The 12,100-nt window shown below is 39.1% G+C and carries 15 protein-coding genes and 2 tRNA genes; 2 read left to right on the forward strand and 15 right to left on the reverse strand.

All coding sequences use genetic code 11. The features are described 5' to 3' along the window. Positions 1-26: 26 nt before the first annotated feature. A complete protein-coding gene (locus tag MZHIL_RS06040) occupies positions 27-338 on the reverse strand; it encodes a hypothetical protein (RefSeq protein WP_013898484.1) in 312 nt (103 codons plus the stop codon). Between the two features lie 448 nt (positions 339-786). On the opposite strand from MZHIL_RS06040, the gene MZHIL_RS06045 reads away from it, so the two are divergent. After that, positions 787-1,422, forward strand: coding sequence for a hypothetical protein (locus MZHIL_RS06045; protein ID WP_013898485.1), 636 nt, complete (start codon positions 787-789; stop codon positions 1,420-1,422). Between the two features lie 339 nt (positions 1,423-1,761). Then, entirely contained in the window at positions 1,762-2,316 is a 555-nt protein-coding gene (locus MZHIL_RS06050; protein ID WP_013898486.1) for a GNAT family N-acetyltransferase, read from the forward strand. 174 nt (positions 2,317-2,490) lie between these two features. Here the strand turns inward: MZHIL_RS06050 and MZHIL_RS06055 are convergent. The 14 genes from MZHIL_RS06055 to MZHIL_RS06120 all read right to left on the reverse strand — a co-directional run bounded on the left by MZHIL_RS06055 (position 2,491) and on the right by MZHIL_RS06120 (position 12,094). Further along, positions 2,491-2,575 (reverse strand) — tRNA-Leu (locus MZHIL_RS06055). A gap of 105 nt (positions 2,576-2,680) precedes the next feature. Beyond that, positions 2,681-3,475, reverse strand: coding sequence for a DNA-directed RNA polymerase subunit D (locus MZHIL_RS06060; RefSeq protein WP_013898487.1), 795 nt, complete (start codon positions 3,473-3,475; stop codon positions 2,681-2,683). A 30-nt stretch (positions 3,476-3,505) separates the two neighbouring features. Beyond that, positions 3,506-3,886 carry a 30S ribosomal protein S11 gene (locus tag MZHIL_RS06065; protein ID WP_013898488.1) on the reverse strand — a complete coding sequence of 127 codons (381 nt, stop codon included), beginning with the start codon at positions 3,884-3,886 and terminating at the stop codon, positions 3,506-3,508. A 13-nt stretch (positions 3,887-3,899) separates the two neighbouring features. Further along, on the reverse strand, positions 3,900-4,454 hold the full coding sequence (locus MZHIL_RS06070; protein WP_013898489.1) for a 30S ribosomal protein S4: 555 nt from the start codon (positions 4,452-4,454) through the stop codon (positions 3,900-3,902). 12 nt (positions 4,455-4,466) lie between these two features. Further along, positions 4,467-4,913: a 30S ribosomal protein S13 gene (locus MZHIL_RS06075; RefSeq protein ID WP_013898490.1), complete on the reverse strand. Its 447-nt coding sequence runs from the start codon at positions 4,911-4,913 to the stop codon at positions 4,467-4,469. 331 nt (positions 4,914-5,244) lie between these two features. Further along, entirely contained in the window at positions 5,245-5,859 is a 615-nt protein-coding gene (locus tag MZHIL_RS06080; RefSeq protein WP_013898491.1) for a methyltransferase family protein, read from the reverse strand. Positions 5,860-5,968: 109 nt separating this feature from the next. Then, complete coding sequence (locus MZHIL_RS06085; protein ID WP_013898492.1) at positions 5,969-6,958, reverse strand: hypothetical protein; 990 nt, start codon at positions 6,956-6,958, stop codon at positions 5,969-5,971. A 130-nt stretch (positions 6,959-7,088) separates the two neighbouring features. Further along, positions 7,089-7,172: transfer RNA gene (locus MZHIL_RS06090), tRNA-Ser, on the reverse strand. A 30-nt stretch (positions 7,173-7,202) separates the two neighbouring features. Continuing rightward, positions 7,203-8,204, reverse strand: coding sequence for an RNA-guided pseudouridylation complex pseudouridine synthase subunit Cbf5 (locus tag MZHIL_RS06095; protein ID WP_013898493.1), 1,002 nt, complete (start codon positions 8,202-8,204; stop codon positions 7,203-7,205). 25 nt (positions 8,205-8,229) lie between these two features. Beyond that, positions 8,230-8,760, reverse strand: a complete 531-nt coding sequence (gene cmk, locus MZHIL_RS06100) for a (d)CMP kinase (RefSeq protein ID WP_013898494.1) — start codon at positions 8,758-8,760, stop codon at positions 8,230-8,232. Further along, positions 8,761-9,384, reverse strand: a complete 624-nt coding sequence (locus MZHIL_RS06105) for a DUF106 domain-containing protein (protein ID WP_013898495.1) — start codon at positions 9,382-9,384, stop codon at positions 8,761-8,763. It abuts the gene before it with no gap. A gap of 50 nt (positions 9,385-9,434) precedes the next feature. Then, positions 9,435-10,079 (reverse strand): adenylate kinase, encoded by a 645-nt coding sequence (locus MZHIL_RS06110; protein ID WP_013898496.1) that lies wholly within the window; start codon positions 10,077-10,079, stop codon positions 9,435-9,437. Positions 10,080-10,097: 18 nt separating this feature from the next. Beyond that, a complete protein-coding gene (gene secY / locus MZHIL_RS06115; protein ID WP_013898497.1) occupies positions 10,098-11,576 on the reverse strand; it encodes a preprotein translocase subunit SecY in 1,479 nt (492 codons plus the stop codon). Positions 11,577-11,659: 83 nt separating this feature from the next. Then, positions 11,660-12,094 carry an uL15m family ribosomal protein gene (locus MZHIL_RS06120; RefSeq protein ID WP_013898498.1) on the reverse strand — a complete coding sequence of 145 codons (435 nt, stop codon included), beginning with the start codon at positions 12,092-12,094 and terminating at the stop codon, positions 11,660-11,662. Positions 12,095-12,100: the final 6 nt, after the last annotated feature.

Genomic DNA, 12,100 nt, shown 5'->3' on the forward strand with positions numbered 1-12,100 from the left:
TACAGGTAAAAAAATATCTGTTCGATTTACAAATAATCATTCAGATCCACAAATTCATCAAAATAATCTGAATATGTAATTATGTGATCATCTACAGTAAAAACAGGACCTTTCAGTGTCAACCATGATAAGCTGGTCTCAGGCAAACTGTATCCATTAAGGACTGGCCATTCAATAATGCCTTCTATTTTTGGAATTAGATCCTCAGAAGGATCATATTCATTCTTTTCAGATATGATATCATATTGCATTTTTATATCTTTATATATTTTATTGAGTTCATCCACATCCCTGGCATCTTTTATTCTTTCTCTGATCTCGGAATCAATAATTTCCATAGTAACCCCTTCCCAATCATTTCACAAAAGTATTATAATATTATTATATTACCATCCATATATATAATATGATGTAATTATCAACCGGTCCTAACCTGTACAATCCAGCAGTCTCCAAAAAGTATGATTTAAATGTATGACACTATAGTTGATTCTCGATACCTAACTTTTTCGTCTATAGAGAGTGTTTTGCAGGAATCCTACATCCATATTAATTAGTATATAACTATTAAGTTCACCAATATAATTTTTATATAGTAAATAAAATCAGAAAACTAAGAATTTAATAAAATTCAATGTGAAAACTATACGAGTATATCCCGTATTTCTATTTCCATAAAATTTAAGTTTGTAAAAAACGTACAGGGTACTTCTTGTTAGTATCTTTTCTTTGAACAGATATCTTATCTTAACCAAAAGATAAAAATTGAATAGTAGAGTGTTGGCCATGGAATGGCAAATAGTTGAAATTATAGGGTATGTTGGATCAGCCATATGGGTAATTTCATTTATGATGAGCAGCACTTTTAGATTGAGGTTGTTCAACCTATTTGGTGCGGCTTCCTATGTGGTTTATGGCTTACTTATTGGAGCTAATCCCATAGCATTGGTCAATGGACTAGTAGCTTTATTAAATGTCTATCATTTGATGTATATGAAGAGTTTGGATGCCTCATTTGATGTACTGGAAGTTCCGGTAGAAGGATCAACATATGTTGAACGTTTTCTCAAACAACATGAAAAGAATATTCAGAAGGTATATCCAAATTTCAGGGAAATGGATTTTTCTAAATGTTATGCTATATTCACTCTTAGAAACTTTATGCCAGCAGGGGTTTGTATATATGAAGTTATTCCGGATGGAAGAATTCAAATAAAACTTGATTACATCTGCTTGAATAACAAAGATATTAAAGGAACTATATCTCTCTATAATGATTACAGGGAATATTTAAGAAATAAAGGATACTGGGAGATACTTATAGAGGTAACTGATAAAAAGTATAAAGATTATTTGTGCTGGCTGGGTTATTATGAGGATTGTCAGTACAGCAGTTTATTGCGTAAAAGATTGATTGATTGATTGATTGATTGATTGATAGTTTAGTTAGCATAAGAATGATCATGGAAATTGTGGAGTTACATTATATTTTTTAAAACAAGATAGCTTACACATCATCTTACAGGAAAAAAGAATAACGTGGGATTTGACAAATTGTTTTACAGAATTAAAGAGAGCTGATTCAGAGTTACTGAGACCAAATATACTGAAAATGTCATATTCTGAATGGGAGGAGATGGATTCTCTAAAGTGCTTTGCATTATATGAAACAAATTACTAAATCTGGGAAAATTTTTAGTCTGACTTCCTACATAAAGGAAAAATTGGACATGTGGAAAATAAGATTAAAATAGGTGTGATATGGCAACAGATAATATTCAGGTAAGGGAAGCAAAAGATTCAGATCTTAACAATGTAATGGCAGTTGAAAAAGAGGCTTTTGGATCTGAGGAAGAAGCAAATCTTGTATCTAATCTTCTGGAAGATAAAAGCGCAGAACCAGTAATATCCCTGCTGGCTTTCAAGAAAAATGAAGCATTAGGCCATATTCTTTTCACAAAAGCAACCATTGATGGAAATACATCATCTCCATTAGTTTACATTCTTGCACCTCTGGCAGTTAAACCGAAACACCAAAGACAGGGAATTGGTGGAATGTTAATTAATGAAGGGTTGAAGAAGCTAAAAGCAATTGGTGCTGAAATGGTATTTGTTCTAGGACATGAAAGCTATTATCCAAAATATGGATTTAAACAGAATGCTGCACGTATGGGTTTTAGTCCAACTTATCCAATTCCTGAAGAACATGCCGATGCATGGATGATCTATCCTTTAAGTTCAGGGTCAATTGATGAATTTAAGGGCAGAGTTGTTTGTGCTGATGCCATGAATAAACCAGAGCATTGGAGAGAATGAAAAATTATTGAACTGATATTCATTCTAAATAAAATATAATGCTTTTTTTAATTAAAACACAAAGAATTGATTTGTAGGTAGGGCTGGTTTTTCTAGCCATTTAAATCAACAGAAGATTCTCAATATGACATAAGACTTAACTTTTTCGAAGATACCTATAACCCAAAAAGCAAGTGCGAGGGGTGAGATTCGAACTCACGAACTTCTACAAGACTAGGCCCTCAACCTAGCGCCTTTGACCTGGCTGGGCAACCCTCGCATAATGAATGATGCTACAATCTTGCTTTTTATTTATAAAGTTTACGAAAATGTTACAGAGCAGTTTCCAGAAATAGATGATTCCACGTTAGTGGAATCTATCCTATTACATAGACTCTAATATGTCCTGCATTTCTGATGCTTTCTTTCTGATAACTTTTCCTGCATTTATAATTAACTCTTCAGAAGTATATGATCCATCAGATTCCATATTGAATATGAAAGAGCTTTCACTCTGATTGACTGAAACTGCATTGATCCCGCATGCTTCAGCGCATGTCTTGCATAAGGTGCACTTTAAAAGATCCTCGGAAGATATTTCCGCACCTGCAGGACCCATCTTGATGATCTCTTTTGGACACTCTTCAATGCATGTTCCACACTGATCACAGTTTGTGAAGGATACTATCGGATAATTTTTGTATCCACATCCTACACCAGCTTGCCACTTTGCATGCTCTTTACCATAGCCTGCATGAGCCAGTGCTTCAATAAATAATTTCTGTCCTTCTTTTAGATCTATTATGGGTATATTGCTATCTGCAGGACGTACCTCCGGATCAGCAGATACAAAATCACCAGAATAAACCATCTTCGGACCTTCAACACTTAATGTAAGGGATAGTTCACACGCGGGACATACATCTTCGCAGTTGCATTCATCCTTTGGGATATAATCATCCATATTTGCAGTTAAAGGAATCAAAGCAAGCCTTAAGCCCAATTGTTCATCATAGAGCACAGAAGTGTTGTTGTAAACGTTCACCTCATCTATTGCCAATGTGGGAACATCTGCAAGCATGGCTCTTCGGATCCCATTTGCAAAAGCTACCGATGCATCTGACAGTACAAACGATGCAGTTCTCTCGGATAGTTCCAGAATATCAATTTTCATAGTCATAGACCCAGGTTTTGTTCTAAACTATATAATTTATACACGTCTTCCGCCTTTTGGACGAGTACCGTCATGAGGTACTGGAGTTACATCCTCGATCCTGCCAATCCGTATACCAGCCCTTGCAAATGACCTGATAGCAGCCTGTGCACCGGGACCTGGACTTCTTTGTTTGTTCCCTCCAGGTGCTCTGACCTTAATATGTACTCCTTCAATACCTTTGTCTTTGAGAATATCTGCTATCTGGCTTGCCATCTGCATTGCAGTATATGGTGAGCTTTCATCTCTTGCAGCTTTTACAAGCATACCACCGGAGGCTTTTGCAATTGTTTCTGCGCCGGTGAGATCAGTTACTGTTATGATAGTATTGTTAAATGAACTGTTAATGTGGGCTACTCCCCATGTTCCGTTTGTCATTGATATATCCTCCTTATTCATTCACAATGGATGATGCGACCTGTGCGGGCCTTTCTGGATGTGACTCATTGTTCAGCGGAGAAGTACCATAGTATCCGATTCTCATCTCTTCATCTTTGGATACGAACTTTCCAGGAACTGTCACCCTGTTTCCATCTATAGCAATATGTCCGTGAGTGATGAACTGTCTTGCCTGTTTCATTGTAAGTGCAAGTCCCAGTCTGTGAACCTGTGTCTGTAACCTTCGCTCCAGAATAACATCAGTATCCAATGCAAGAATATCATCAATCTTTGAGTCAGATTTGAGGATAGAGTATCTGATCAGTCTATTAAGAATTTGGTCTGCTTCAGTTTTTAGATGACCAGAAAGTTCTGCCTCAGCAGATTCTGCCAGAAGTCTTCGGGCATCTGCCCTGTAACGTCTCAGAATACTTTGAGCCTTCCATAATTCTTTCCTGTTACGCAGTCCATACCTTGTGATCAGTTCAACTTCAGTGGCCATTCTGGCGGCCTGCCATGGGTGCTTCGGAGTATCAAAGCTTTTTCTCTTTTTACCAGGGTATACCATGTCAAATCACCTTCATTTCTTTTTGCTTACGCCAACTGTAGTGCTACCCCTTCCAGTAGACTTCGTTCTCTGTCCTCTGACCTTAAGACCTCTCTCATGGCGTATTCCGCGGTAGGCACGTACTTTCTTGAGAGTATTGATATCTTCACGCACAGTTAATATAATATCCTGGCCCAAAAGATGCTTATCATCACCTGTAACAGGATCTTTCTGACGATTTAACATCCATGGAGGGATGTTCTGCTCAAAATCATTGATGGTTTTGTTGAGCTTCTGCACATCTTCATCAGATAGATATCCTATCATAACTGTAGGATCCACACCTGCACACTCAGTCAGAATCCTTGCAGTACGCCTTCCTATTCCACGAATACCTGTAAGTGCATACTGCACAGGCTGATCACCCTGCAGGTCAGTATTCATGATACGAACTAAATGTCTAATTTCTTCATTTGCCATTTAATTTTCCTCCTTAAGGATGTAATCACACATCCCGTAGCCCTGAAATCCACATGATTCCAGCACAGCCAATAAAGGCTCTGAGATTACAAATGTATCATCCAATATAATATTACATAAATATATCCATTATACCAGATACTAATCCAGATTTTTATTGAACGTAATAGCTTCGCTGTATATAATATAAGTTGTATATAACTTTATTTGTGAGATTTTCATCAACTGTAGATGCAATTTATTTTCAGAATTTATTCAGCAGTATTTTTAGTATTGTCAGCTACCTGTTTAAGAATGTATCCAGTCATAGACCCAATCTGGAAAATACTGTTCAGAAATTGCTGACATCTCCCTTATACCCCCTACCAGGAATTATTCTGCGAACCTCTTTCTGATACTGAATGTATTTATCACCAAACTGTGACACCAGCCTACTCTCCCAGTGCAGGGATCCGATATACAGGTATATGCTTGCAAAAATATATAGCACAAGCAAGTTTACCGTCATGAATGGAGTAAGCCACAGTATGACCAGGCCGGAAAGTAGAAAAGGATCTCTCACCCATCTGTATATCCCCCGAATTTTCAGTTCACCTGCTTCGGGTGTTCCTGATACAGATAACTGAGAAAGTATCCTGAACCTCTGAGGTGCATCCATAAAGGCCCTGGGCGCAATCACCGCAGCAATCGCCTGACCTGTAACCATTAGCCAGAACCAGGGATAGGGTACCACATAAAGAACCTGGCCAGGATACCTGTAGAGCAGATAAACAACAGGAAGTATCATCAGCACTGCAATCAGACTGTAAACGGGAAGATACAGTTTTTCTGCTCTGGGACCCAGAGCCTTTATAATTGCTCTTTTAAATTTCAGACTTGCCATAAAACTGTGAATGGCTGCAAAAGCAACCAGGCAAAGAACAATTATCACTGTAGAAATTACCAATTGAGATTATCTCCATTTTTATTTTAGACTGTATATTCAGTATTATTGTATTTAGAATTTATGAATGTATACTTACTTTGATGAGTGTGATTTCAAATGCTGTGCTCGATCAATTCATTTGTTGTCTTCCTGGAAAAATTACTGTTGCAAGTGCGATCAGCGGACCGATGAGTATCCCGGACCATGTAAAAAGGCCTGCAACACTAACTAAAGCCATTGATAATCTTTCTTTGTTTCCTACATGGTCTTGCAGTGATATTTTTATGAGAAGCAAGCCCATTAGCACAGAAATAGCTATCAGGACAAGAGTTACAATTACCAGAAAACCTGCATCGGTGCCCATCATTGCAATTATCATCTGATAGAGATTCATTGCTGCACTTCCAATATAAAATAATCCTGCGGTTATGCCTGTAATTGCAAAGAAAGACAGATTCTTTCCTTTATTAAATACAATAGAAAGGCCTGTCAACAGAGTAATAATAAGAGGTGCCAGTATGAAAAATATTGATTGGCCTTCCCAAAGATGTATTCCAATAGCATATCCCGGAACTGTAATCCACTCAACTATTGTGAATGATTCCAGATATCCAATGACAAATGCATATTCTCCACCATTTTTGTCAGAGTAGATCACAACATGATATTTACCAGCAGATGGTGCAACTGTATCAATATCCACCACATTATAATATTTTGAAGGTGTGAAGGGTTCATAAGACCCTTTTTCAGGCGTTTCTCCTCTAATTAACCAGGCCCCTTTATTTTCAGGAATGTCAATATATTCCGGAACATCTCCGTCCATCTCTATAGCCGGGCCTATGAGAATCATATCTGGAATGAAGTCCTGATTGCGAGGAACCGTAAGAGATAGTTTTAGCCGGTCACCTTCTCCCATTTCAAATGTATAATACTGAGCAATATCAGAATCCGGTAGATGAGAATAAAAAACCCATGATTTCAGAGGATCATCTACTTCAATTGCAGTATCAATACTGTAGCCATTATCTGCAAACTGGGGAACATGGCCTGAAGAGATCTGACAAAATATCAGGATTATCAATATGCTCATTATAACAAAAATTGACCAGACCCTCATGTTATCCCACCCTGCTCAAATGATTCTTATCAGAGTATTAATATCTGCTCCTGTTGATCTGATTCAAATTTGAGATGAGTTCCTTTTTTTAAAGCAATGAATGATCAAATAAATGTTAGTAAAAATAGTACGCCGAGGGGGGGATTCGAACTCCCGAGGGGCTGAAGCCCCACAAGCTTTCCAGGCTTGCGCCTTACCGCTAGACTACCTCGGCATTTCGTATGACATAACATTAGAGCAATTATTAACCAGTTTTGCTCCAGGCTGATGGATAAGTGCCGGCATCTATTATTACTCTTTCGGTCACTGCAACAATTCCCGAGTCTTTTTCAAGAATCTCATCAGTAGTCATCACAGCCCTTGATAGAGCAACGGCTTCGCCTTTTAGAGTATAGATACAGACCGTATCGTCTTTTTTGATCATAGAATCCAGGCTCACAATACCTGGTACTGCCAGTGATGCACCTTGACAGATTGCATCCACAGCACTGTCCCTGATAACAACAGGGGGCAGATGTTTGAGACCTTCTTCCATGGGAAGAATGACCCTGCGAAGTTCAGATTCATCTCCATGTTCTTTCCAGAAAGTGTATGCATCAGTAACGTCATGTAGAGTAACGGCCGTATCTTCATTGAAAGGTCCTGTTTTGGTACGTCTCAACTCCTGCATATGGGCACCACATCCAAGAGCTTCACCAATATCATGACACAATTTTCGGATATATGTCCCGGCCTCACATCCAATCCTCATTAGAACAAGATTATCTTTCATTTCAATTATCTCAAGATAATATATCCTCCTAATCCTTACTGCTCTTTTTACAGCTGAAATCAAGGGAGGTATCTGGAAGATCTGGCCCTCAAACTCCGAACATACCCTTATTATTTTCTTTTCAGGAACAGAAGAATGAAGTCTCATAAGGCATACATACTCCTTTCCAGAAAGTCGAAGCGCTCGTATTGTTTTTGTGGCCTTTCCAAGCATTATAGGAAGCAGGCCATCCACTACAGGATCAAGGGAACCTGAATGGCCTGCCTTCTTTAAATGAAGAATGTCCTTCACCCATGCTGTAACTTCATGACTGGTGGGACCTTTTGGCTTCAGCAGGTTGATAACGCCCCTATTTATATGTTCATCAATCGGGCGCATGTGTGGAGAACAACCATATTCTACACTGACACTGCTTTTAGATACATGTATCAGCTTTCGTTCAGTTTCAGAGGGAAGTTTAGTATAAGGGCCCATGACGAATCAACTATTCATAAAAATTTCAGTCAGACTCATTATAACTATCAATTGCTAGAATCAATATATCAGCAATCTCACGAGGAATCCAGTTCTTAGAATCTACCACGATATCATATATTGATAGATCATTGATATCGATTCCATAAAAATCCCTGTACCTTAGAGATTCGGAAGCTTCCCTTATTTTAGTCTCATTAAATACCTGATCAAAATCCATGGACTCTCTTTTTGCAATTCTTTCAACACGAACTTCCATTGGAGCTTTTATCCATATGCGAAACGCCATTTCAGCCATATGTCCGGCAAGCCTGCCCTCAAGTATTATATTATTCTCACTTGTAGCAATTTCCTTCTGCCTCTCATCTATCATAGAGTCTATAGAAGGATCATTTTCTGCCAGTGATCCAAACTCTTCAAGGGACATGTTCTTTTCTCTGGCAAGAGCTCTGAATACCTCTCCAGCAGAAACAAGTCTAATGTTATAATATTCTGAGAGTATTCGGGATACTGTGGTTGTTCCGCTGCCGGGAAGACCGCTGACTGTCAAAAGCATTTACAGGCCACCGATATCTAGTGATTTTCTAATAAGCTGACTTACACCCAGAGATGTGATGAAATACCAGAATATCCAGTACTGTATAGGCCCAAGTATACCATCTACAAGATTCCGCTCACCTATAAACGGAAATATCATTGTGATATCCCCATGCGTACTTATATAAAAATAAGCCCAGAGGAACAGAGGCAGTGAAATTACACTGATATAGATCATTGGTCTTATCTGCTGCTTGGACATCTCCAGTTGTTCAGACATCATCTCAGAACGCTGTTTTTCCATCTTTTTCAGCATATGAGTATTCTGGGATAGCTGTGCTTCCCTGAACTCTTTCTGGAATGCTTTCATCTTTTCCTGAGTTAGCCGCATCTTACGCCAGTCAATAGTGTATTTCTGAATAAGGGAAGCATAAAGAGCAGTCACTGCAGCAAGTATAAGAAGTGCAATATGAAAATGTTCCTCCCCTCCTACAACAAACATCACAGGATCCATCAGAACTTCAAATGCGTTACCAATTGATTGCCTGAAATCTTCACCAAACAGCAAAATACCAAATAGAAGTGACACTCCAAAAGCAATTAACAATTTATCCAGTACATTTTTAAAATCGGAATTTTTCAAGGCAATCCTCACCATGACAAATTTTTGTATTTAATTAGTACTCAAAATCATTACTTACTTAATAAAGTATTGATTCTATTAAGTACTTCGTCTACATTTCCTGTACCATCTATTGTCATAAGTACATCTTTGTCTTCATAATATTCAATAAGCGGATAAGTCTGTTTCTTGTAGACAGACAATCTCTGCAATATTACATCCTTTTTATCATCATCCCGCTGATAAAGTTGTCCACCACACAGATCACAGATATTTTCCTTCTCAGGAGGATTGAATTCAACATGATAACTTGCACCACAGTCATTGCACAAACGTCTTCCAGAAAGACGTCTTACCAGTTCCTCATCCGGGACATCAAGATTAATTACTGCATCTACTGGTTTATCAAGTTCGTCCAGGATGTCGTCGAGTGCATCTGCCTGAGGAACTGTTCTTGGATACCCATCAAGCAGGAAACCTGAAGATGTATCATCTTCAGATAACCTGTTCTTTATCAGGTTGATAAGAACATCATCCGGTACAAGTTCTCCTTTATCCATATATTTTTTAGCTTCAAGTCCCAACTCGGTCTCAGATTTTACATTTTCTCTCAATATATCACCTGTGGATATATGAGGAATGTCATACTTTATAGAAAGTTTTTTAGCCTGGGTGCCTTTACCGGCACCAGGCGGTCCAAATAGTATCAGATTCATTCAGAGAAACCTCCTTAATTATTTTTCTCCACCAAAGAATGATCTAAGCATTGGATGCATTTCCATCATCTGTTCTGAGGCAATATCTTCATACAGCCGATATAGAATACTTACAGCAAGCAGAAGACCCATACCTCCAGCCTCACCAATTGTACCAAGAAGGCTTGCAATCAGAGTTAAAAGTCCAACGAATGCACCACCAATCACAGTAACTTTTGGAATATATCTGCCCATTACCTTCTCAATACTTCCTATATTTCTCCTGAATCCAGGAATCTGCATTCCGGAATTGAATATCTTCTGAGATGTTTGTTTTGCACCCATACCGGTAGTTTCAACCCAGAAAATTGCAAATATGGCACCACCAACGATTAGAATGGTTGCATCAATTAAAACATGCAGACCAATCTGCCAGGTTGCAGGAGCCGCAACACCCATTCCAGCAAAGGATTCTGCCACAAGAGATGGCACCCAGTCATAAGGACTGTGAATAGGAGATAGATAATACATCAGACCACTTACAGGTGTCGATCCAACGAATTCACCAAGGAAAGTAATGCCTCGGCTGTCCAGTAGCATACCAATTATTTGAATGTTTGCCTGTAGAGCCCTGACAAAGATCATTGGAAGAACTGAAGCATATATAAGCTTTACAGGGAACCTTCCACGAGCACCCCTTGCCGCACTGTGGGCCAGCGGGATCTCAATACGGCTACTTTCTGCATAAACAACCAGAAGGAAAATACCAACTGTGGTAATAAGTGCTAGTATTCCACCGGTGATCATTATAAACATTATCCCATCCAGTGAAAATTCCAGTAGATGAGTATTTTGAAGAATATGTATCCATTTTGGAATAACACCTATTGGGAGGCCAACCTGATCAGGTCTCCAGTTGATCAGACCGGTAATAATCTGCTGGGAAACCTCAGCAACAATAAATAGTCCTACACCAGAGCCAATTCCCCATTTTGAAACTATCTCATCCATAAATAGTATCAGCACACCACCGATACAAACCTGAATGAATATCATCCATGTGATGACTCCAAGACTTACACCCAGTGCCTGAGCTAACCCTGGATCCGGAAGCAAAAAGCCACCCCATATCTGCGGAAGCGTTTCCAGAACAATCATTACAAAAACCAGAAATTTCTGTGCACCCTGGAAGAATGCCTGATCAGCAGGATCTGAAAGATCCAGTTTAATTACATCGGCACCGACCAGCAACTGCAGCACAATTGATGCTGTGACGATTGGCCCAATACCAAGAAGAAGTAGTGATCCGTGTGCACCTGCAAAGAATGCACGATATGCCTCAAAAAGATCTATGGACTCCGGGGATAATCCAAACAAAGGAACATTCCTAAGTGCAAAATACAACAGCAGAATTGCAAGTGTCCACCACAGTTTGCTTTTGAAATGGACATGACCTTCAGGTCCTGTTACAGCCGGTAATTTGCTAAAAATTGGTCCCAAACTCTCCCTAAAACTCATAAATTATTCCCTCTTAAAAATTTTTAAATCTCAGATCGCCGCAACGCAGAAAACGTCAGGGAGAAGTAATGTCCTTTATGGCATTACTCCTTCAGTTCAATACATTTTCCACCACTGCTTTCTATTTTATCACGTGCGGTGCTGGAGAACTTTTCTGCAGTTACAATCAGGTTTTTAGTAACCTTTCCGTTACCAAGCACCTTCTCAATACCTATGTCTGCAAGATTGATGTGATAGGCACCATCTTTCAACTGGGCCAAGCCATCTTCGATCAACTGGTCAGAAAGTTCATCGATCTCTCCTACATTTACTATAGATACATAATTGACCATCTTCTGCGGGCGCTTGAATCCTTCCTTTCCGAAGGTGTATCCACGTTGCATAGCTCTTACATTATGGTGCTTGCATCCACCTGCCTTACCCCGGCCACCTCTGTTTCCAGCTCCACGCCGGTTCTTGCTGGTACCACCACCACAGGTTCTGGAGCCTCTGAATTTTTTAGTTTTAAATTTACTCATGATTCA

The sequence above is a fragment of the Methanosalsum zhilinae DSM 4017 genome, from assembly GCF_000217995.1.
Lineage (GTDB): Archaea > Halobacteriota > Methanosarcinia > Methanosarcinales > Methanosarcinaceae > Methanosalsum > Methanosalsum zhilinae.